Source organism: Halosolutus amylolyticus, from assembly GCF_023566055.1.
Lineage (GTDB): Archaea > Halobacteriota > Halobacteria > Halobacteriales > Natrialbaceae > Halosolutus > Halosolutus amylolyticus.
This window is the reverse complement of the sequence record NZ_JALIQP010000002.1, coordinates 466,263-485,776: the sequence shown is the minus strand read 5'-3', so window position 1 is coordinate 485,776 and position 19,514 is coordinate 466,263. Positions and strand designations below refer to the sequence as shown.

Here is a 19,514-nt window from a genome sequence, read left to right as displayed (position 1 = left end):
GGCGTTCCGATCCAACGGATTGCTGTCCGCTGTACCCGCGCAACCGAGACCCGTCTGCGAGTGCGCCGGAACTGACGGATGACAGATCGTATTAAAGGTACGGCCGGAGCAGGTCCCCGTCGTGGAGGTCGTCGGGAAGTGCGTCGAACCACTGGGCCGCGGAGATTTCGTCGTCCGTCTCGCCCAGGTCGTCAGCGTCGGGAATCGTCCCTCCGGCGCGGGCCGAGTAGACGACGTACTGGCCCGAAAACCGCTCTTCGCCGTCGCGTCTCGAGACGTACGTCTGATCGACCAGGAGGAGCGGATCGCCGATCGTCGCCGCTAATCCCGTCTCTTCGCGCACTTCGCGTCGGGCCGCGTCGATCGGGTCTCCGCCGGGTTCGACGCCGCCGCCGGGCAGGATCCAGCCGTCGGACCAGCGGTTCTTCACGAGCGCGATCCGGTCGTCGGGATCGGTCACGCGCGCCGCGGCCGTCAGTCCGGTGCCCTCGATCGCCCACTCGCGAAGCGACGCGAGTTTCGACTCGGGGAGCCGGAGCGTCTGCTGCTCCCGAGGGACGCCGGGATCGACTCCGAGAGCCATCGATGCGATCCCTCCGGCACCGCTAGTCCCGATCGGCCAGCAACTCCTCGGCCGTCACCAGCGCCTCCATCTCGACGTCGGCGTCTTCGACGTTCTCGCGGCCCCCTTCCTGGCGATCGACGACGACCAGCGCCCGGTCGACCGTCGCGCCGGCCTCGCGAAGCGCCTCGACGGCGTCGACGAGGCTCGTCCCCGTCGTGACGATGTCCTCGACGACGACGACCTCCTCGCTCTCCTCGAGGCGGCCCTCGATCAGGTTCGCAGTGCCGTACTCCTTGCGCTGTTTGCGCGCGATGACGTAGGGAACGTCCGCGGCGACGCTGGTCGCGGCCGCGAGCGGGACGCCGCCGAGCGCGACGCCGCCGAGTTTGTCGTCCGCGTCGAGTCGGGCGGCGAACGCGTCGGCGATCGCCTCGAGACAGCGCGGGTCGGTCTCGAAGAGGTACTTGTCGACGTAGTACTCGCTCGTGCCACCGTGGGACAGTTCGAACTCGCCGAATTTGACGGCCTCCGCCGCGCGGAGCGCGTCGATGAGTTCCTGGTTCGTCATTGTCCGGACAGGCGGGCCGAACCGAAATAAACGGTCTGATACGATCGACTGCCGAGGCCGTCCCGAACACGTGGTTTTTTTGATGGGTCGGCCCGACTATCCGTCGATGACCGAGACGCCACCGGGCGACTCGCAGGCGATCGATCGGGCGCGGGCTGCGGCCGAACCACATCCCGAGGCTCAGGCCGTCCTCGACGCGCTCGAGGCAATGGACGCGCCGTCGTTCGCCGACCTCACGCCGGAACAGGCACGAGAGACTATGGCGGCGATGTTCGATCGCGAGTCCGACATCGCGGTCGCGCGCGTCGAGGACCGCCGGATCGACGGGCCGGCCGGCGAGATCCCGATCCGGATCCACGATCCCGAACCCGATCGGGCCGACGGCTCGCGGCCGGCGATCTGCTATTTCCACGGCGGTGGCTGGGTCGTGGGGAGCATCGACGCCGCCGACGCGACGTGTCGCAAACTCGCGACCGAGACCGGCTACCCGGTCGTCAGCGTGGGCTATCGGCTCGCCCCCGAACACCCGTTCCCGGCGGGCCTGGAGGACTGCTATGCCGCGCTCGAGTGGGCCGCCGACGGCGTCGACGACCTCGGTGGCGACCCCGACCGCCTCGTCCTCGCGGGCGACAGCGCGGGCGGGACCCTCGCGACGGCGACGAGCCTGCTTTCGGCCCGCCGCGACGGCCCGTCGGTCGTCTACCAGGTGCTCTTCTACCCCGCGACGGGCGACGCGACGGGGACCGACTCCTACGAGGCGTTCGGCGACGGCTACCTGCTCTCGACCGAGGAGAGCGCGTGGTTCCGGGACCACTACTTCGAGCGCGAGATCGACGAGGCCAACGTCTTCGCCGCGCCGCGACTCGCGAGCGATCGCCTGCTCTCGGCGCTCCCGCCGGCGACGATCGTCACCGCGGGGTTCGATCCGCTGCGAGACGATGGAGCCGCATACGCCGATCGGCTCGCGGACGCGGGCGTCCCGGTCACGTACCGGAACTACCCGGATATGATTCACGGCTTCGCGGGGATGCTCGAACCGCCGGTCGAGCTCGAAGTGGCCCACGAGGCCCACGCCGACGTGGTGACGGATCTACACGACGCGCTCGAATGAGTCGCGCCCCTGGGCCGGTCGCTGGATCCGCTCGTCTCACTACTCGAAGACCGTCTCCGGCCGCTTGAGGTACATGTCCTGCTTCGAGACCCGATCGTAGAGCCGGTACAGCGTGTCGATCGCCTCGACGTCGGGTTCGAAGCGGACGTGCGGAGCCGAGTTGTAGCCGCGGCAGGTGACTAGGAAGAAGTACAGCGCCTTGTAGTGATTCGGCGTCGCGTCGGCGACGCCGATCTCGGCCCCGCCGAGGTCGTCGGAGAAGTCGTTCAGCGTGGCCGCGATGTCGTCGTTGAGTTGATCGTCCGGCCGGTACTGGGGCACTCCGAAGGTCTGCTCGAGTAACTCGGTCGTCGCCTTCAGAAACGGGTTCGAGTCGATCCCGGTCGGGTCGACCGCCGCGAACGTCTCGTAGAGCGAGAGCAGCGTCGACAGTTCGTCCTGGGTCACCGCGATCGGCATCACGGGCTCCCCGCGCGGGAGCGAGTAGTCCGGAAAGCTGTGGGAACGCGGGTCGGGCGGCTTCGCGAGGATCGTCTCGAGATCCATATCTGATTCTACGGGAGCCGCCGTCTAAAGTCCCGTCCAGGCTGGAGCCCCGATCGCCGACAGGCGCATTCGATCCGGACGTCTCGAACCGCGCCGACTACTCCGCCGGCGCGTACTCCTCGTAGATCCGGTCCATTCGTGCGGCCATGATGAAGTCGGTCTGGAACAACCCGTCGATCTTGTGGGTCCACATCTCGATCACGACTTCGCCCCACGAGAGGTGGACGTCGGGGTGGTGCCACTCCTCCTCGGCCAGTTCGCCCACTTCCTTCGTGAACTCGAGTGCGTCGCGGAAGTCGTCGAACTCGTAGGTCCCCTCGAGGTGGTGGTCGTCGACGACGTCCCAGACGTCGGCGTCGAGATCCTCGTAGAACTCGTCGAGTTCCGTCCCATCCAGCGGATCGTCGTCGCTCGTACAGGCGATACACTCCCGGTCGGCGAGTGCTGGTTCGCTCATGGGAGTAACTACACCGTTCGAGCACATGTACCCCGTGGCGACCGCTCACGACGGTTGGACAGTCGGAACGGGCCACGCAGGTATCGGAGTCCGCGAACCGGACGAGGAGCGGTCCAACATCGGACCACTCCCGTCGTCGGCGGTGGGTCGCTCAGCGGATGATCTGCCCCGACTCCGACCATGCGTGCGGCGATCTCGGCGTCGGTGACAGACCGTGTCAATCGTCTACGTGGGTCGCAGTAGTGGTTCGCCCGACATTCGCAGGGATTCGCCGACGGACCCGGGGTCCGCCGGCGAGCGGCGGGTTCCGGGGCTCACCAGGGCTCGTTCTTCAGTCCCAGCTGGTACGCGATCACGTTCGTCGTCACGTGCAGGACCGGCGTGAGCACGACGACGACGAGGATCACGTCCAGGGTGAACACCTCGCGGAACCAGTCGGTCGCGAGCAGGGCGGTCAGCGGGAGCGACACGACGACGAAGTCCAGCTGGTCGAGTCCGGGGAACATCGCCCCGCGCTGTCGGCCCGATCGGCGTTTGAGAAACGACGCGAGGATGTCTCCCAGCATCGCCCCGGCGGCGAGTCCGATCGCGGCGAGCGGTTCGAACGCCGGAACCTCGATCCCGATCGCGGCGCTGACGTCGTCCGCGAGAACCGAGAGCACCCCCGCGAGGGCCACGCCGGCGACGATGCCCGCGGCCGTCCCGCGCCACGTCTTTCCGTCCCCGAGAACCCGCCTGTCGCCCCACGTGCGTCCGCCGTCGATCGGCCGGCCGCCGCCGGCCAGCACCGCGGCGTTGTTGGGAACGTAGGCGGGCAACATCGCCCAGAAGGCGACGACGATCGTCTCGATCACTGCCATATCGGCCGGGACGAACCCCGGTGTCTTAATCGCCGGTGGTTCGCGCTCGTCGGGCGCACCCGCTCCGTCGGTGAGAATCACCACCAACTGCTTGGTGATGGCGTGACATTAGTGACGTATGATCCCGCCGATCGCGACCCGCTTCGTCGCCGGGGAGACGCCGGCCGAAGCTCTCGATCACGTCCGGAACCTGAACGACCGCGACCTCAAGGCGATCGTCAACCTGCTCGGCGAACACTACGACGACCGGGAGTCGGCCCGGGCGGACGCCGCGGAGTACCGATCGCTCGCGGCCGACATCGCGGCGACCGACCTCGACGCCTGCATCTCGGTCAAACCGTCGCAGCTGGGGCTCGATCTCGGAGCGGACGTCTTCCGCGAGGAGGTCACGACGATCGTCGACAGCGCCGCCGAGGAGGGGGTCTTCGTCTGGATCGACATGGAGGATCACACGACGACCGATACGACGCTCGACGCGTTCGAGGATCTCGCCCGGAAGCACGACGGGGGCGTGGGCGTCTGCGTCCAGGCCAACCTCAAACGCACCCGCGACGACGTCAGACGGCTCGCCGACATCCCCGGAAAGGTCCGCTTCGTCAAGGGTGCCTACGATGAACCGGCCGACGTCGCGTACAAAGACAAGGCGACCGTCAACCGCGAGTACGAGGCGCTACTGGAGTACGCGTTCGAGCACTTCGACGGCGGGATCGCGGTCGGCAGTCACGATCCCGCGATGATCGATCGCGCGATCGACCTCCACGAGGAACACGGAACTGACTTCGAGATCCAGATGCTCATGGGGGTTCGCGACGACGCGCAGGAAGAACTCGCCGACGACTACGAGGTCTGGCAGTACGCCCCCTACGGCGATCGCTGGAAGTCGTACTTCTATCGGCGAGCGATGGAGCGAAAGGAGAACCTCTGGTTCGCCGTCCGGGCGATCGTCGGCCGCTAAAGGGAAGGGCTCATTAGCCGGTAGTGTGAGGTGTCGTACATGGCTTCGTGGAAGCGGGATTTCGCGAGTGGGCTGATCGTCCTCGGCCCGATTCTCATCACCCTCTACGTCATCTACTGGCTCTACGGACTCGTCGCCGGGGTGACGCCGGGACTCATTCTGGAGGCCGACGCGCTCGTGCCGTTGCTTCCCGGGGAGAACATGCAACAGACTCGCGAGCAACTCGCGCAACTGCTCCGTGTTATCGTCGCGCTCACCGTCTTCATCATCCTCACGTTCTCGGTCGGCTACCTGATGCGGACGACGGTCGGCGGCCTCGCCGAACGGGTGGTCGACGACGTCGCCAACCGCGTGCCCGTCGTGCGGGTCGTCTACAACGCCTCGAAGATGGCCGCCGAGACCGCCTTCGGCGAACAGGAGTCGCTCCAGAAGCCGGTCAAGATCGAGGTCTGGGACGGCCTCCGGATGACGGCGTTCAAGACCGGCAAGACGTCACAGGACGGTAGAGAAGTGCTCTTCTTGCCGACGTCGCCGAACATCACGACCGGATTCGTCATCGAAGTCGAGTCCGAGGACATCACCGAACTCGACGAGGACGTCGAGGACGCGCTCACGCGGGTTCTCAGTGCCGGGTTCGGCGACGCGAACCGCGGCATGGACGCCGGCGTCTCGATCGACGTCGTCGACGAAGCGAGCGCGAACTCGACGGGGAACCCGGACAAAGCCGACGACGACTAACGACCGGTTACCCCGATCGCTCAGTAGCGCGACCGACACCGGTCTCTCCAGCCGATCGGAACGATTCCAGACCGGTGGGAGCGAAGCAAGGACGTTTTGAGAACCCGCTCCCTTCCCTCGGTATGAAGCGACGAGCGGTCCTCGCTTCCGTCTCGAGCGTTCCCCTCCTCGCGGGCTGTCTTGTCGAGGAGAAGACCGCGATACTCGGCCGCGGAAGCATCGACGTCGTCGTCGACGGGGAGCCGATCGATCTCTCCGCGAACCGGTTCCAGTCCGAATACGCCGAGAACGACTCGATCGCGTTCCACCTCCACGAGGGTCACGACGAGTGGTTCATGGAGGGCGAGGACCCGGTCACGTTCGCGGAGGGGATCGACCTGCTCCCGCATTTCGAGTATACGGACGCCGACGGCGATCACGTCGTGACGATCGACGGCGAGACGTACGATGCCGGCGATCCGGAGACGGAGCTGACGTTCACCGTCGACGGCGAGGCGGTCGATCCGACCGAGTACGAAGTTCGGGACGGCGACGCCCTTCGTCTCGAAATTACGACCGGGGGCTGACCGATTGGAGATCGTTCGATCGGAGATTGACTGATCGGAATTCAGAGATTCGTGGCCGGGAGCGCGCTCGCCGGTATCCGGCGAGTGCGCGACTCGGGGGAGGGCAGGCGAGTCACCGATCGTGCGCCGCGAGCGACGCCTACGGCGTAGCGAGCGGGCCGACGACTGACGTGGAGGTGAGCGAAGCTCACCAGAACGGAAGGAGGAGGCTTTTCATCGAAGCTGAGCGGGATCGAAGATCCCGCGAGGTCCAAAAGAGCGCGAAGCGCTCTTTTGAAGATTTTACCGAGTGCGGCCGCGAAGCGGCCGCACGCAGCGTAAAAGTTCGTTCGTTAGACGTAGTGGAACCACTCGTCGTACTCGTCGGTGCGGCGCTCGACGACCTCGAAGAACTTGGACTGGATCTCCTCGGTGATCGGGCCGCGAGAGCCGTTGCCGATGACGACGTTGTCGACCTTCCGAATGGGAGTCACCTCGGCGGCGGAGCCGGTGAAGAACAGTTCGTCGGCCGTGTTGAGTTCGCCACGGGAGATCGAGACGTTGTCGTGGACGGTGTAGCCGAGGTCCTCGGCGAGCGTGATCACGGTGTCACGGGTGATCCCGTCGAGGATGGACTCCGAGAGCCCGGGCGTGTAGAGTTCGCCGTCGCGCACGAGGAAGATGTTCTCACCGGGGCCTTCCGCGACGTCGCCCTCCTTGTTGAGCACGATCGCCTCCGCGTAGCCGTTGCGGCGGGCTTCCTCGCCGGCGAGCATGCTGTTGACGTAGAGGCCGGTGGTCTTGGCGTTCGTCGGGATCTGGCTCGAGGCGTGTTTCCGCCACGAGGAGACCATCACCTCGATCCCGTTCTCCAGGGCGTCCTCGCCGAGGTAGGCGCCCCACGGCCAGACGGCGATCGCCGTCTTGGTGGGACAGTCCGACGGGCTCACGCCCAGCGAGTTGTAGCCGTAGAACGCGAGCGGCCGGATATAGCAGGAGGGCAGTTCCTGGCGCTGGATCAGTTCGATCGTCGCCTCGGTAAGCTCTTCTTTCGAGAAGTCGATGTCCATCTCGTACGGTTTGGCGGACTGGAAGAGCCGATCGAGGTGTTCCTCCCAGCGGAAGATCGCGGGGCCCTGCTCGGTGTCGTAACACCGCGCGCCCTCGAAGACGCCCGTCCCGTAGTGGAGTCCGTGGGTGAGCACGTGGATCTGTGCCTCGTCCCAGTCGACGAACTCCCCGTCCATCCAGATCGTGTCGACGTCCATCTCGTCGAATCCCATGCTCGGAAGTGTTGCAAGCCACCGTACTAAGTGTTCGCGATTCGGGGGCCGGACGGTCGATCGACACGGCAGGTCCAGTTGCTCCGGTGGGTTCAGTCGGCCTCGGTGGCTCGGTCGGCCTCCGGCGCGTTCTCGAGGAGGCCGTCGACGAGTCGGCTGAACCGATCGACCAGCCGATCGGGAACCGTGGGCTCGACCTCCGAGAGCAGCGGGGCGGTCCGATCGGGGTTCGCGAGGCGGAGACTGACGCGGTTGCGATCGTCGTAGCGTTTCTCGACGACGTCGTGCTCGACGAGTCGGTCGAGGTGGTACTCGAGCGTGCTCCGGGCGATGTCGAGGTCGTCGGCGACCGTAGCGGGGTCGACCGGCTCGTGTTCGATGAGGTAGACGACGACCTCGCGGGCGGTTTCGCGCCGGAACAGCGCGAGTGCGGCGCGTTCCCAGGGGTCGTAGCTCGGCGGGTAGTAGTGGGTCTGCCCGTAGAACTCGTTGCGGACGAGTTCGTCCGCGTCGAGCAGTCGACGGACGTGGTACTGGACCTGTCCGGGCGCGAACTCCGACCGGCGGACGAGTTCGTTGAAGTGGACGCCGGCGTTCGCGTGGATGCGATCGCGTATCTGTCGTCGCGTCTCGCTCATGTGGATCCGTCCCGGTAGCTCGACTAGGGACTACTCCTAGCTAGAAGTGAGGCCCGCATAAGGAGGGTCGATCGTTCCCGGCGGCTGAGAATCGTCGGGCGTCGGCCGGACGGGGTCGGTCCTGATTCTCGCGATGGGAGTCGGGGCCGACCGAAGCACATACGGTCCTGTTCGACCCAGCTAGCGTAGCGGACATGGACTACACGAGCCCGTTCGACGTCCCGTGGCTGGATCCACAGCTGGCGCCCGTCCTCATCGTCGTCATCGTCCTCGCCGTCGTCGGGACGACGGTGCTCTTTTTTTCCGGCGTCGTCGCGTACCGGCGGCGACGATCGACCCGGTACCTGCTGATCACGATCGTCCTCGGGCTGCTCGTGGGTCGCTCCGTTGTCGGCCTTGGGACGGTGTTCGGGCTGGTTCCGATGACCGTCCACCACCTCGTCGAGCACGGCTGTGACTTCACGATCGCCGTGCTGGTCCTCTACGCGGTCTACCGGAGCGGGCCGGGGACCGATCGCGTTCCGGTGAGCAGTGACGAGTAGGCCTGGGCGAGGCAGGCGAGGCGGGCGAGGCGGGCGAGGCGGGCGAGGCGGGCGGGTTGGCCTGGCGGCGCCGTGGTCAGCCGAGTCGGGTCGTGATCTCGCTCCCCTCGAGGTAGGCGAAGTCGTGACGATCCGCGTAGGCACGGGCGTCGGCGGGCGAAAGCGCCTCGCCGGTCTCGTCGTCGAGCATCTCGCAGACGACGACGGCAGCGGGAAGGCCGGCGGCGTCGGCGAGCGCGACCCCGAGTTCGGTGTGGCCCTCGCGCTGGGCGAGCAGGTCGGGGGCGGCTTTCAGCAGGTGGACGTGGCCGGGGACGCGAAACTGGTCGGGAAAGTCGACGCGCCCGGGAGTGGCGGCGGCCGCGCCGAGGGCCTGGATCGTCGTCGATCGATCGGCGTCGGTGATCCCGGTGTAGGTGTCGCGGTGGTTGACGGTCAGCGAGAACGAGGAGCGTTCGTCGTAGCCGAGGTCGTGGTCGCCGGCGGCGGGATGGTCGACCTCCTCGGTGTAGAAGGGGAGGTCGAACGCCTCCGCGACGTCGTGGCCGAGCGCGACGCAGACCAGCCCCCCGGCGTCGTTGCGCAGGCGGGCGACGGCGTCGGCCGTGACCGCGTCGGCGTGGTAGATGAGGTCCGTCTCGCCCTCGCGATCGGCCGCGTCGTGGACCAGCACGGGGTCGCCGGTCCGGAGCGCGTCGAGGGCGCGGTCGAACGCGTCGCGGTCGGCGCTCGTCCCCGCGTCGCCCGGCCCCGCGTCAGAGCGGGTGCCGGCGTGGTGGCTCGTCATCGGCGATCACCCACGGAGACCGTGACGTGGTCGCCGTCCTCGAGGCCGAGTTCCTCGCGAAGTTTGTCGGGCGCGATGACCTCGAGCTGGTCGTCGTCGTGGTGGGTCCGTTCGGGGGCGATGACGTGCGCCCGGTCGTAGCTGTCGCCGTCGGCCGTTTCGACCGTCGCGGGGTGACAGACCGCCGGACCGTAGGTCCGCTCGTCGTCCTCCCAGCCGTCGATCGGGACCGGTTCGAGCGAGGAAATTGCACTCCGCCGGCGGACGCTGTCCTCCCGGAGGTCGACGTTCAGGGTACCGGGGAACGGTTCGTAGCCCAGTCGCTCCTCGAACTGGCGGCTGTAACCCGGGAGCGAGATGTAGTGGCGGCCCTCGCCCATCCCGCTGGTGACGGTGCCGTCGAGTTCGACTTCCGCGTCGGACTCGAAGATCCGGCGGTAGTCCTCGTACTCCGCGTGGAGGGTCCGCTCGCCGGCGTCGGTGATCGCGACCCACTGGCCGTCGCTGACCGTGTCGCGCTCGAGCAGATCAGCGCTCTCGAGACGCTGGAGCCGACGCGAGGCGGTCTGGTTCGACGCGTCGAGCCGATCGGCGAGGTGAGAACAGGATATCTTGACGTCGCCCTCGAGACCGCCCTCGAGTGCGAGCAGTTTCAGCACCGCGAGTTCGTCGTGGCCGACGGCGGACTCGGTCGTCAGTGACATGGTCGAGAGTTGGTGACCCCACACTAAAAGCATGCCGAATGTGGTATGCATCCCAAAACTGGAATGGGGTTCACGACGGTTTATTGCGTGTTTCGGACTCCCAGCGTGGGCGCAAAAAGCCACCGATTGGCGAGGGGGACGACCTTCACTTGGAGAATGCAAGCCCGCTGGCTATACTTCGATCTGTTGAGGGTCTACGCGTACTCGCATGAAGCGTTTCCTCGAGGCCCTGTTCGGTCTGGTCGCGCTGACGGGCCTCCCCTACCTGATCTACCTCGCGGTGTATTACCTTCGGCGGCCCTCGGGCACGCCCGCCGACACGTGGCCCCGAGAGCCGTCGGTGAGCATCGTCCTGCCGACGTACAACGAAGCGTCGATCGTCGAGTCGAAACTCGAGGAACTGGTCGAACTCGACTACCCCATGGATCGGGTCGAACTCGTCGTCGTCGATTCGAGCGACGACGAGACTGCCGACCTGGTCGAAACCTTCTTCGCCGGCCGCACGGAGCCGGAACTGACGCTCATCCGAAAGGACGATCGCGAGGGGCTCGCGATCGCGCTGAACGAGGCCTACGCCGCCGCCGAAAACGAGATCGTCGTCAAGACCGACTGTGACTCCCGTCTCGCACCCGGCGCCGTCAGGCGGGCGGCCGCGAACCTCGCGGATCCCGAGGTGGCCGCGGTGACCGGCCGCAACGCCGACGTCATCGGCGGCAGCGAAGTCGAGCAGGGGTACCGGGATATCCAAACGATGATCCAGATCCTCGAGTCTCACGTCGACTCGACGCTGATCTTCCACGGCCCGTTCTCGGCGTACGAGCGCGACGCGATCGTGCCGATCGATCCGGACTCGATCGCCGACGACACCGAACTCGCTCTGAAGATCCGGCGCAACGGAGGCAGAGTCGTCTTCGATCCCGAAATCCGGTACCGGGAAGCCGCCCACTCCTCGTTCGGCAAGCGCCGCGAGCAGAAGGATCGGCGCGCGATGGGGCTCCTTCGCCTGCTGTGGCGACAGCGCGACGCGCTCGGTCGACACGGGGCCTACGGCCGCGTCGTCCTGCCGTTCAACTGGTGGTTCATGGTGGTCTCGCCCTGGCTCGTCGCCGGGACGCTCGCGCTCACCACGATCGGTTCGCTGGCGGTGCTGGGCCCCCTCGGATTGACGGTTCCAGCCGGAATCGTCGCGTTCACGGCGCTCGGGTCCCGCGACGCGCTCGGCCCGCTCCAGCCGTGTTACGCGCTGTTCGACACGCAGGTCTCGCTGTTTCGCGCGAGCGTAGCGCTCCTCCGCGCTCGCGGCGACGAGGAGGCGACCCACGACGGTACCTGGACCCCCGATCGGGAACTCCGGGAGGTGTTACAGTGACCGACGTCGCGATCCTCCACGATCGGTTCCCCGGCATCGGTGGCGGCGAGGAGTTCGCCATCGAGGCCGCGCGAGTGCTCGACGCGCCGATCTACACGACCTACGTCGCCGAGGGCACGACCCTGCCGGACGACGTCGTCGTGATCCCGTTCCGGCAGGCCAAGTACACGTCGCTCCCGTGGCGGCCGTTTCTCGAGTGGAAAAACGAGGGGATGAACCCACTCGAGACGCTCAACGTGGCGCTCGATCTGACCGACGCCCACCCGGACCTCGCCGGGTACGACGTGGTCCTCGAGAGCGCCCCGCTCTCGAAGAACTACGTCCCGACGACCGGCCAGCGGATCGTCCACTACCCGCACAGCCCACCGCGCTGGCTGTACGACCTCTACCGCGATCGGCTCTCGTCGTTCCGGAAGCCGTTCGTCGAGGCCGGCGTCAAGGCCTACGCGAAGGGGTGGCGGGCGCTGGACAAGGAGGCCAACGACTACGTCGATCGGTTCGTCGCGAACAGTGACCTCGTCCGCGATCGGATCCGTCGCTTCTACGATCGAGACGCCGACGTCGTCTACCCGCCGGTGACCGGCGACTGGCGCAACGAGGGCGACGACGGCTACTTCGTCACGTGGTCGCGACTCGCTCCCGAGAAGCGGATCGACCTGATCGCGAAGGCCTTCGCGGGACTCGACGAGCGCCTCGTGATCGCCGGTGACGGCCAACAGCGCGAGTATCTCGAGCAATTCGCGGCCACGTACGACAACATCGAGCTCCGGGGCTACGTCGACGACATCGAATCGCTCGTCGCGCGGGCGACCGCGGTCGTCTACGCCCCGAAACAGGAGGACTTCGGGCTCGTCGGGGCCGAGACCATGATGGCCGGGAAACCCCTGCTCGGCGTCGACGAAGGGTTCACGCGGTACCAGGTCCAGAGCGGTCGGACGGGACTTCTCTTCGACCCGACCGTCACCTCGATCCGGGACGCGGTTCGACGGTTCGACCCCGACGACTTCGACCCGGTCGTGATTCGCGAGGAGGCGAGAAAGTACGAGTACGATCGGTTTGCGGAGGATCTTCGGTCGGTCGTCGCGAAGACGGCGTCCGTAGAACCGCGTTCGCGGCCCGGCGAGGACCGGGACCGATCGCGACGGGTCGACGCTGAGGGGCGGCGCACCGACGAAACGGGCCCCACCTCGATCGAGGGGGTGACCGACGAGTGACCGCGACGACGGTCTCGGAGGTCTCCCGTCCGATCGATCACTCGGACCCCCGCGTGTCGGTTGTCGTCCCGACGATTCCCGCGAACAGCCACGACGCCGTCGTCGAGCACCTCCGGGAGCAGACGGCCGATGCCTACGAGGGGATCGTCGTCGACGATGCGTCGCTCGACATCTGCGAGGCGCGCAACGCGGGTATCCGGGCCGCTCGGGGCGATATCGTCGCGCTGACCGACGACGATTGCCGGCCACCCCGGGACTGGCTCTCGCGCGTCGAGCAGGCGTTCGATCGGGACCCGGACCTCGTCTGTCTCGAGGGTGCCGTCCACGGCGGGCGGACTTACGACGGCGAGCGCCGGTACGTCGGCTGCAACCTCGCTTTCGATCGCGAGGCGGCGCTCGAAGTCGGCGGCTTCCGCTCCGAATTCGCCGGCTGGCGCGACGATACCGAGTTCGGCTGGCGGATGGAGCGCGATGCTTCGGGACACTGCGCGTATCTCGACGAGGTTCGCATGTCCCACCCGGATCAGCCGCGAGCGACGATCGACGAGGCACTCGAGTCGCGTCTGCGCCGGGAGTATCCCACGCGGTACGAGGAGGTAATCGTGCCCGACAGCCTCCACGGCCGGATCAACGACTGGCTCTGGCGCAAGGGGGTCTGGGATCTCGTCGATACCGTCCGGTACGATCTCCCGAAGATGATTCGATCCGTCAGAAGATGAGCCAGCCCACTATCGACCACACAGATCTATGACGAACGTCGCACTCGTCGTCCTCGACACGCTCCGGTACGACGCCTTCGAAGAGCACTTCGACTGGCTTCCCGGCAGACGGTTCGAGTACGCCTGGAGCACGAGCCACTGGACGGTCCCGGCTCACGCCTCGCTGTTCACCGGCAGGTACGCCAGCGAGGTCGGGATTTACGCCGGCGCACAGACGTTCGACTGGCCCGATCCCCTGCTCGCCGAGCGCTTGCGATCTGCCGGCTACACCACGCGAGCGTTCAGCGCGAACCCGAACCTCTCGCCGGTCTTCGACGCCGATCGCGGGTTCGACGAGTTCGAGTTGAGCTGGCGCATTCGGCACCACGGCGACGACCTGTTCGACTGGGACGGCTTCATCGCGGAGACGCGCGATCGGGGACCGGAGCGGTACGCACACGCGCTCAAGGAGGTCCTGCTTGGCGACAACCGGACGCTACCGTCGCTGAAACACGGGGCCGTCCTGAAACTGCGGGACACGCCGCTCGCGAGCAGCGTCGAGCACGTCGACGAGGGCGCGAGCACCGCGCTCGACCTGGTTCGCGACGCGAGGTTCGGCGACGAAGAGTTCCTCTTTCTGAACCTGATGGAGGCCCACTCGCCGTACGATCCGCCTCCGGAGTGGAAGACCGTCGAGGTCGATATCGACGGCCTGGCCGCCTCCCTCGGCGAACCCGAGGACGACCCGGCGGACATCAGGCGGGCATACGACGATTGCGTGCAGTACCTTTCGCACGTCTACGAGCGGATCTTCGCCCGCCTGCGCGAGGAGTTCGACGTGATCGTCACCCTCAGCGATCACGGCGAACTCCTCGGCGAACACGACGGCTGGGAGCACCTCTCGGGCATCTACCCGGAACTCGCCCGCGTCCCGCTGTCGGTCTACGACGCGCGCGACGGCCCCGTCGAAGACGTCATTTACGACGATCGATCGGTCTCGCTGATGGACGTCCACGAAACGGTCCTGGCCGCGGCGAACCTCGAATCCGATCCGGGGACTCGAGGGCGCGACCTCACCGATCTTCCGGACGCCGATCGGGAACCCGATTCGGCTGGAGTGGATGACGAAGCCGACGGCGAACCGGCGGACAGCGTCCGCGCGGGCGAGGTCCTCGTCGAGTACCACGGCCTCCCCGAACGACACGTAGACGCTCTGCGGCGCAAGGGATTCGAGGACCTCGACGACCGCACCGGGTGGCTCGACGGCGTCGCCGTCGCAGACTACTTCGGCTACGAGACGTTCGACGGCTTCGAGGAGTGGGGCGACTCGCCCTACGAGGACCCGCGGGCCCGGATCGAGACGCTCGTCGAGGGGATCGATCGGCGGACCGACGTCTCCGAGGATCCCGAACTCGACGAATCGGTGATGCGACAACTGGAGGACCTGGGGTACGCATGACGGGGAACGCGCCGTACTCCGAGACGCGCCCGAAGGTGACCCGTCGATGAACCACCGATCGCCCCTGACGGAGACGAGAACGGAGTCGAACTCGACCGACGCGCCGCGACGGACGCTGCTGGTCACCGTCGACTCGCTGCGCGCCGATCACGTCGACGAACTCGAGCGGACGATCGAGTTCCTCGATCGAACCCATCCGCGAGCGTTCGCCACCTCGACGGCGACCCTGGGGAGCTTCCCGGCGATCGTCGGCGGCGAGTACGCGACCGGCGGCGGCCTCAACGACGGGACGAGCGTCGCTCGCAGGTTCGATCGCCACTGCGTCGCCGTGACGACGAACCACCTCCTCTCGGCAGAGTACGGCTACGACGAGGGCTTCGACTCCGTTTCCTCGCCGAAGGGGGGCGGCGAGACCCTGAAGGACAAGGGGGCGATCCTGCTCGATCGGGGCACCCTCGCGTACGACGTCGCGAGCTGGGCCTGGAACCGGTACCAGGCGCTCCGGAGTCGGTTTCGCGAGATCGAGAAGTCGTTCCGCCCGGCCGAGGACGTGATCGAGCAGTTCCTCGCGGAATCCGAGGGCCGCGAGGAGTGGTTCGGCTGGCTACACTTCATGGAACCTCACCACCCCTACGACCCGGACGGTGCGGCCGTGAGTCGAGCCGAGGCCCAGCGGGTGACCCGTCGCGTGCTCTCGGGTCGCGGCTCCCCCGAGGACGAAGACCTCGTCCGCGAACTCTACCGCCGGGAGGTCGTCGAACTCGATCGGAAACTGGCGCGGCTCTGGGAGGCGATCCCCGACGAGACGCGGGTCGTCTTCTGCGCGGACCACGGCGAACTCCTGGGCGAGGACGGCCTGTGGGGTCACCCCGGCGAGATGCGTCCCGAACTGCTCCGCGTACCGTTCGGAACGCGAAACGCGCCCGAGGTCGGCGAGGTCGTCTCGCTGATCGACGTGCCGACGATCCTCGCCGGGACCGAACACGGCGTCGGGACGCTCGATCGCGAGGTCGCCTTCGCCGCCTACGGCGAGCACAAGGCGGCGATGAACGCTGACCACCTGGCCAGCGAGGCGGGAACGACTCGGTTGGCCGACGGGGAACCGGCGACCGATCCCGCGCTCGAACGAAAACTCGACCGGTTCGATCCCGCCTACGTCGTGAAAGAGGACGCGCTGCACGAGGATCTGGAGGACCTTGGATACGCATGACCGTACTCGTACTCGCGCTGGACGCGCTCGACGCCGGCCTCGTCGAGCAGTTCGATCTCGACGCCGTACACCTCGAAACGAGTCGCGACCTCGAGACGTTCGCGCTGACGCAAGACCTGCCGTACACGCCGGAAGTGTGGGCGACGGTGGCGACCGGCCTCCCGCCGGACGAACACGGCATCACGGGCGGCGGCACGAGCGAGTGGGATAACCCCGTCCTCGAGGGGCTCTCGCGCGTGTCGGGTCGGCTGGACGAGTCGACCCGCGGGACGCTCGGGAGGTTCGTCCGATCGAAGACGGGCGAGCGCGAGCGGATCGGCCGCACCGACGCCGAGTCGATGTTCGACGCCGATCGGGCGGTCGTCCACAACTGGCCGGGCGTTGCCGACGGCCGCCCGCTCCAGCGGGCCTGGGACCTGATGAACGCCGTCGCGCAGGGGATGCCCCGAAGCGAATTCGAACGGGAACTGTTCGGCCAGTGTGCCCAGCAGTTCGCGTGGGCGCGGGAGATGCTTCGGCACCCGGTGTCGATCGCCGGCGTCCACGTCCACGCGCTCGACGCGGCAGGTCACGCCTACGCCGACGACGAGGCGGCGCTCCGGCGCACCTACGATCGCGTCGGCGAGTTCGTCCGAGAGGTGGTCGACGCGCTCGGGGAGGGTGACGACCTCCTTCTGCTCAGCGATCACGGCATGCGGACGGAGTTCTATCCGCCCGATGCCGGCGAGAACCCGGCAACGCACTCGTGGCGGGCGTACGCCAGTTCGACGACCGACTCGTGTCCACAGTCGGTGTACGACGTGCGGGAGTGGGTGGAAGAGCAGGCGAGGAAGACACGGGTCGAGAGCGAGGGTATCGAGGACAGTGCGGGAGAGCGCATCGACGTGCCGACGGAGCACCTGCGCGAACTGGGGTACATGGACTAGCGACCGCCTAGGACGGGGTTCGGGCGACGATTGCCGTCGGGATCGATCCGCTTCCCTCCTCGCGGAGCGTCGCCGGGACGATCGCAACGCTTCTCTCCGTGTGGCCCTGTACCACAGCACATGGGAAAGAGGCCGGGGTCACTCGTTCGGGGTTCCCTCGCCGCCGTGAGGCCGCCGCCTCGACTCGTGGACTGGTCGATCTTCGCGATCGTCCTGTTCGAAGCCGTCTCGGGTCTCGTGTCGTTCACGATCGGGTCGCCGTCGGCGTGGCCGCTATTCTGGCTCCACCGGATCTTCGGCCTGACGCTCGTCGTCCTCCTGGGATTTAAACTCGCCCGGGTCCGGCATCGACTGACCGAGAGCGGACGGTGGCGCCCCACGACGCTCCTGTCGGTGCTCAGCCTCGTCGCGGCGCTGGGAGCGCTCGCGACGGGCGTCGCCTGGGCGGTCGGACTCGACGTTCGGATCGCCTACTGGACGCTGTTGAGCGTCCACGTCGGGTTCGGACTCGCGCTCGTCCCGCTGATGGTGTGGCACCTCTCGACCCGGTTTCGGCTCCCGAGGCGGCAGGACTTCGATCGCCGCCGGACGACCCTGAAGTACTCGGCACTGCTGGTCGGCGGAGCGGCAGCCTACCGGGCGCAAGAAGTCGCGAACCGCCTCCTCGAGACGCCCGGCGCCGATCGACGGTTCACCGGATCCCAACCGCGACGCGGCGAGGGGAACGGGAGCTTTCCGGTCACCTCGTGGGTCGCGGACGACCCCGAGCCGATCGATCGTGCCGAGTGGACGCTGACCGTCCGCGGCGAGGTCGAGTCGCCGCTCGAGTACGCCTACGACGAGTTGTCGCTCGACGGCGACGAACGGGCGCTGCTGGACTGCACGAGCGGCTGGTACACCGTCCAGCGGTGGCGCGGGGGTCGCGTGGGCGACCTGCTCGACGCGGCCGGAGTCCGGGACGAGGCCGAGTACGTCAGATTCGTCTCGGTCACCGGCTACCGCTGGTCGCTCCCGATCGAGGAGGCGCGGGACGCGCTGCTCGCGACGCACGTGGGCGACGAGCGACTGAGCCCCGGGCACGGGGCGCCGATGCGACTTGTCGCACCCGGTCGCCGCGGCTTCCAGTGGGTAAAGTGGGTCGACCGAGTCGACGTCCGTCGCCGCGGCGATCCGGCGCAGTGGCTCGTGACGCTCGTCAGCGGCTTCGAGTGAATCGCAGCGGGGGTTACGTCGCGATCGGGCTCACTCGAGATAGCCCAGATCGCGAAGCTGTTCTTCCGTGGTGTCCATCACCGCCGGCCGATCGTCTTTCGTCCCGCGCTGGTCCTCGACCCGGACTTCGATCCACTCCGGGACGTCGAAGACGCTCTCCGGCGGCCGATCGTCGATCGTCGTCGACCCGATCGCTCGAAAGCTGTGAAAGCCAGGTTCGTCGTCGCCGTCGATCCACTCGACCTGCATGCCGTGATCCGACAGCACCAGGAGGTCGTCGACGTGCTCTCGGAGGGTGCCGAGCAGGCGATCGACCCGTTCGTAGACCTCTCGGAGGCGATCGGGGTGGGTCGCGAAGGCGTGACCGGCGGCGTCGAGGACGTGCATGTGGACGCCAGCGAGGGGGACGTTCGCGTGCCCCATCCCCTGGAGCCAGCCGACCTCGAGGCCGGCATTGCCGTACAGCCGCCGCCAGAGTTCGGCGTCGGTGATCTCGCCGCTCGACGCGAGGTTGAGCCAGTGCCAGGTCTGGCTCAGGTGTTCGCCAGGGGTGACGCCGGGCCACCAGCGGACGACGCGATCGGCGGCTTCGAAGAGGTGTGGATGATCGGTCTGTCGGAGCGTCATTCCGGCGGCACTGCCGCCGATACCACTCCGCAGGCCGCCGGTGTCGCTTGCGCCGTCCGTGTCGTCCGCGCCGCCCGTCCCGTCCGTAGCGCCCGCGCCGGAATCGCCGCGCAGCCACGTGCCGATCTTGATGCGGGTCTCTTTCGGCAGGACGTACGGCGCGACCTTGCTCGCGTACTCGAGGGCCGGATTCCCCCACTGCTGTTGCTCGCCGGTCGACGCGAGGCCGTGTTCTTCGGGCCCGACGCCCGTCGCCACCGAGGTCCACACCTCCAGCGTGTTCGGGTTCGGTCCGGAGTAGGCAAACGTTTCCAGTTCGCGGTGCCGATCGAGCAGGATGTTCTCGCAGTCCCACTCCCGGGCGAGCGCGTAGTCCGCCGCATCGAGCGCGACGATCGCGACCGTCATGGACTGGAACACCACGAGCGCGCCCTTGAATGTCGGGTCCAACGTGAATACAGGCCGGAGCCGTCCGTGCGCCGATCCAGCTAGCGGGAGCC

Annotated in this window: 22 protein-coding genes; 12 read left to right on the top strand and 10 right to left on the bottom strand. The window is 67.4% G+C overall.

The genetic code is table 11. The annotated features are described in order from the left end of the window. Nucleotides 1-91: 91 nt before the first annotated feature. Nucleotides 92-583 (bottom strand): NUDIX hydrolase, encoded by a 492-nt coding sequence (locus tag MUN73_RS08790; RefSeq protein WP_250140088.1) that lies wholly within the window; start codon nucleotides 581-583, stop codon nucleotides 92-94. A gap of 22 nt (nucleotides 584-605) precedes the next feature. Beyond that, entirely contained in the window at nucleotides 606-1,133 is a 528-nt protein-coding gene (gene pyrE / locus MUN73_RS08785) for an orotate phosphoribosyltransferase (RefSeq protein ID WP_250140087.1), read from the bottom strand. Between the two features lie 106 nt (nucleotides 1,134-1,239). Here pyrE and MUN73_RS08780 point away from each other — a divergent pair, with 106 nt between their 5' ends. Further along, a complete protein-coding gene (locus tag MUN73_RS08780; protein ID WP_250140086.1) occupies nucleotides 1,240-2,244 on the top strand; it encodes an alpha/beta hydrolase in 1,005 nt (334 codons plus the stop codon). Between the two features lie 39 nt (nucleotides 2,245-2,283). Here MUN73_RS08780 and MUN73_RS08775 read toward each other — a convergent pair whose 3' ends face one another. The 3 genes from MUN73_RS08775 to MUN73_RS08765 all read right to left on the bottom strand — a co-directional run bounded on the left by MUN73_RS08775 (nucleotide 2,284) and on the right by MUN73_RS08765 (nucleotide 4,107). Further along, nucleotides 2,284-2,790, bottom strand: coding sequence for a hypothetical protein (locus MUN73_RS08775; RefSeq protein WP_250140085.1), 507 nt, complete (start codon nucleotides 2,788-2,790; stop codon nucleotides 2,284-2,286). A 97-nt stretch (nucleotides 2,791-2,887) separates the two neighbouring features. Next, nucleotides 2,888-3,247: a 4a-hydroxytetrahydrobiopterin dehydratase gene (locus MUN73_RS08770; protein WP_250140084.1), complete on the bottom strand. Its 360-nt coding sequence runs from the start codon at nucleotides 3,245-3,247 to the stop codon at nucleotides 2,888-2,890. A gap of 314 nt (nucleotides 3,248-3,561) precedes the next feature. Next, a complete protein-coding gene (locus tag MUN73_RS08765) occupies nucleotides 3,562-4,107 on the bottom strand; it encodes a CDP-2,3-bis-(O-geranylgeranyl)-sn-glycerol synthase (protein WP_250140083.1) in 546 nt (181 codons plus the stop codon). A 118-nt stretch (nucleotides 4,108-4,225) separates the two neighbouring features. Here MUN73_RS08765 and MUN73_RS08760 point away from each other — a divergent pair, with 118 nt between their 5' ends. From MUN73_RS08760 to MUN73_RS08750, 3 genes are all read left to right on the top strand, one after another. Further along, on the top strand, nucleotides 4,226-5,062 hold the full coding sequence (locus MUN73_RS08760) for a proline dehydrogenase family protein (protein WP_250140082.1): 837 nt from the start codon (nucleotides 4,226-4,228) through the stop codon (nucleotides 5,060-5,062). A 39-nt stretch (nucleotides 5,063-5,101) separates the two neighbouring features. Next, complete coding sequence (locus MUN73_RS08755; protein WP_250140081.1) at nucleotides 5,102-5,800, top strand: DUF502 domain-containing protein; 699 nt, start codon at nucleotides 5,102-5,104, stop codon at nucleotides 5,798-5,800. Between the two features lie 122 nt (nucleotides 5,801-5,922). Beyond that, the gene (locus MUN73_RS08750) at nucleotides 5,923-6,366 is read left to right on the top strand and encodes a hypothetical protein (protein WP_250140080.1); all 444 of its coding nucleotides are present in this window, start codon (nucleotides 5,923-5,925) and stop codon (nucleotides 6,364-6,366) included. A 332-nt stretch (nucleotides 6,367-6,698) separates the two neighbouring features. Here MUN73_RS08750 and MUN73_RS08745 read toward each other — a convergent pair whose 3' ends face one another. Then, complete coding sequence (locus MUN73_RS08745; RefSeq protein ID WP_250140079.1) at nucleotides 6,699-7,628, bottom strand: branched-chain amino acid transaminase; 930 nt, start codon at nucleotides 7,626-7,628, stop codon at nucleotides 6,699-6,701. 92 nt (nucleotides 7,629-7,720) lie between these two features. Beyond that, nucleotides 7,721-8,266, bottom strand: a complete 546-nt coding sequence (locus MUN73_RS08740) for a winged helix-turn-helix transcriptional regulator (protein ID WP_250140078.1) — start codon at nucleotides 8,264-8,266, stop codon at nucleotides 7,721-7,723. 194 nt (nucleotides 8,267-8,460) lie between these two features. On the opposite strand from MUN73_RS08740, the gene MUN73_RS08735 reads away from it, so the two are divergent. After that, entirely contained in the window at nucleotides 8,461-8,808 is a 348-nt protein-coding gene (locus tag MUN73_RS08735) for a DUF7471 family protein (RefSeq protein WP_250140077.1), read from the top strand. Between the two features lie 76 nt (nucleotides 8,809-8,884). On the opposite strand, the gene ribB is transcribed toward MUN73_RS08735, so the two are convergent. Further along, nucleotides 8,885-9,595 (bottom strand): 3,4-dihydroxy-2-butanone-4-phosphate synthase, encoded by a 711-nt coding sequence (gene ribB, locus MUN73_RS08730; protein ID WP_250140076.1) that lies wholly within the window; start codon nucleotides 9,593-9,595, stop codon nucleotides 8,885-8,887. Continuing rightward, nucleotides 9,592-10,299, bottom strand: coding sequence for a DUF120 domain-containing protein (locus MUN73_RS08725; protein ID WP_250140075.1), 708 nt, complete (start codon nucleotides 10,297-10,299; stop codon nucleotides 9,592-9,594). The genes ribB and MUN73_RS08725 overlap by 4 nt, the downstream gene beginning before the upstream one ends. A 208-nt stretch (nucleotides 10,300-10,507) precedes the next feature. Between MUN73_RS08725 and MUN73_RS08720 the strand changes: the two genes are divergently transcribed. The 7 genes from MUN73_RS08720 (at nucleotide 10,508) to MUN73_RS08690 (ending at nucleotide 18,387) form a co-directional block, all read left to right on the top strand. Continuing rightward, nucleotides 10,508-11,668 carry a glycosyltransferase gene (locus MUN73_RS08720; RefSeq protein WP_250140074.1) on the top strand — a complete coding sequence of 387 codons (1,161 nt, stop codon included), beginning with the start codon at nucleotides 10,508-10,510 and terminating at the stop codon, nucleotides 11,666-11,668. Continuing rightward, nucleotides 11,665-12,882 carry a glycosyltransferase gene (locus MUN73_RS08715; RefSeq protein ID WP_250140073.1) on the top strand — a complete coding sequence of 406 codons (1,218 nt, stop codon included), beginning with the start codon at nucleotides 11,665-11,667 and terminating at the stop codon, nucleotides 12,880-12,882. The genes MUN73_RS08720 and MUN73_RS08715 overlap by 4 nt, the downstream gene beginning before the upstream one ends. Then, nucleotides 12,879-13,601, top strand: a complete 723-nt coding sequence (locus tag MUN73_RS08710) for a glycosyltransferase family 2 protein (RefSeq protein WP_250140072.1) — start codon at nucleotides 12,879-12,881, stop codon at nucleotides 13,599-13,601. The genes MUN73_RS08715 and MUN73_RS08710 overlap by 4 nt, the downstream gene beginning before the upstream one ends. A gap of 28 nt (nucleotides 13,602-13,629) precedes the next feature. Beyond that, nucleotides 13,630-15,039, top strand: a complete 1,410-nt coding sequence (locus MUN73_RS08705) for a sulfatase-like hydrolase/transferase (protein ID WP_250140071.1) — start codon at nucleotides 13,630-13,632, stop codon at nucleotides 15,037-15,039. Nucleotides 15,040-15,085: 46 nt separating this feature from the next. Further along, entirely contained in the window at nucleotides 15,086-16,249 is a 1,164-nt protein-coding gene (locus MUN73_RS08700; RefSeq protein WP_250140070.1) for a sulfatase-like hydrolase/transferase, read from the top strand. Next, nucleotides 16,246-17,175 carry an alkaline phosphatase family protein gene (locus tag MUN73_RS08695; RefSeq protein ID WP_250140069.1) on the top strand — a complete coding sequence of 310 codons (930 nt, stop codon included), beginning with the start codon at nucleotides 16,246-16,248 and terminating at the stop codon, nucleotides 17,173-17,175. Before MUN73_RS08700 ends, MUN73_RS08695 begins: the two co-directional genes overlap by 4 nt. Before the next feature lie 120 nt (nucleotides 17,176-17,295). Beyond that, entirely contained in the window at nucleotides 17,296-18,387 is a 1,092-nt protein-coding gene (locus tag MUN73_RS08690) for a molybdopterin-dependent oxidoreductase (protein ID WP_250140068.1), read from the top strand. 30 nt (nucleotides 18,388-18,417) lie between these two features. Here MUN73_RS08690 and MUN73_RS08685 read toward each other — a convergent pair whose 3' ends face one another. Beyond that, nucleotides 18,418-19,422 (bottom strand): alkaline phosphatase family protein, encoded by a 1,005-nt coding sequence (locus MUN73_RS08685; RefSeq protein ID WP_250140067.1) that lies wholly within the window; start codon nucleotides 19,420-19,422, stop codon nucleotides 18,418-18,420. Between the last annotated feature and the right edge of the window lie 92 nt (nucleotides 19,423-19,514).

Coding starts and splice junctions, on each gene's coding strand:
- MUN73_RS08790 (WP_250140088.1), bottom strand. CDS start 583: ATGGCTCTCGGAGTCGATCCCGGCGTCCCTCGGGAGCAGCAGACGCTC.
- pyrE (WP_250140087.1), bottom strand. CDS start 1,133: ATGACGAACCAGGAACTCATCGACGCGCTCCGCGCGGCGGAGGCCGTC.
- MUN73_RS08780 (WP_250140086.1), top strand. CDS start 1,240: ATGACCGAGACGCCACCGGGCGACTCGCAGGCGATCGATCGGGCGCGG.
- MUN73_RS08775 (WP_250140085.1), bottom strand. CDS start 2,790: ATGGATCTCGAGACGATCCTCGCGAAGCCGCCCGACCCGCGTTCCCAC.
- MUN73_RS08770 (WP_250140084.1), bottom strand. CDS start 3,247: ATGAGCGAACCAGCACTCGCCGACCGGGAGTGTATCGCCTGTACGAGC.
- MUN73_RS08765 (WP_250140083.1), bottom strand. CDS start 4,107: ATGGCAGTGATCGAGACGATCGTCGTCGCCTTCTGGGCGATGTTGCCC.
- MUN73_RS08760 (WP_250140082.1), top strand. CDS start 4,226: ATGATCCCGCCGATCGCGACCCGCTTCGTCGCCGGGGAGACGCCGGCC.
- MUN73_RS08755 (WP_250140081.1), top strand. CDS start 5,102: ATGGCTTCGTGGAAGCGGGATTTCGCGAGTGGGCTGATCGTCCTCGGC.
- MUN73_RS08750 (WP_250140080.1), top strand. CDS start 5,923: ATGAAGCGACGAGCGGTCCTCGCTTCCGTCTCGAGCGTTCCCCTCCTC.
- MUN73_RS08745 (WP_250140079.1), bottom strand. CDS start 7,628: ATGGGATTCGACGAGATGGACGTCGACACGATCTGGATGGACGGGGAG.
- MUN73_RS08740 (WP_250140078.1), bottom strand. CDS start 8,266: ATGAGCGAGACGCGACGACAGATACGCGATCGCATCCACGCGAACGCC.
- MUN73_RS08735 (WP_250140077.1), top strand. CDS start 8,461: ATGGACTACACGAGCCCGTTCGACGTCCCGTGGCTGGATCCACAGCTG.
- ribB (WP_250140076.1), bottom strand. CDS start 9,595: ATGACGAGCCACCACGCCGGCACCCGCTCTGACGCGGGGCCGGGCGAC.
- MUN73_RS08725 (WP_250140075.1), bottom strand. CDS start 10,299: ATGTCACTGACGACCGAGTCCGCCGTCGGCCACGACGAACTCGCGGTG.
- MUN73_RS08720 (WP_250140074.1), top strand. CDS start 10,508: ATGAAGCGTTTCCTCGAGGCCCTGTTCGGTCTGGTCGCGCTGACGGGC.
- MUN73_RS08705 (WP_250140071.1), top strand. CDS start 13,630: ATGACGAACGTCGCACTCGTCGTCCTCGACACGCTCCGGTACGACGCC.
- MUN73_RS08700 (WP_250140070.1), top strand. CDS start 15,086: ATGAACCACCGATCGCCCCTGACGGAGACGAGAACGGAGTCGAACTCG.
- MUN73_RS08695 (WP_250140069.1), top strand. CDS start 16,246: ATGACCGTACTCGTACTCGCGCTGGACGCGCTCGACGCCGGCCTCGTC.
- MUN73_RS08690 (WP_250140068.1), top strand. CDS start 17,296: ATGGGAAAGAGGCCGGGGTCACTCGTTCGGGGTTCCCTCGCCGCCGTG.
- MUN73_RS08685 (WP_250140067.1), bottom strand. CDS start 19,422: ATGACGGTCGCGATCGTCGCGCTCGATGCGGCGGACTACGCGCTCGCC.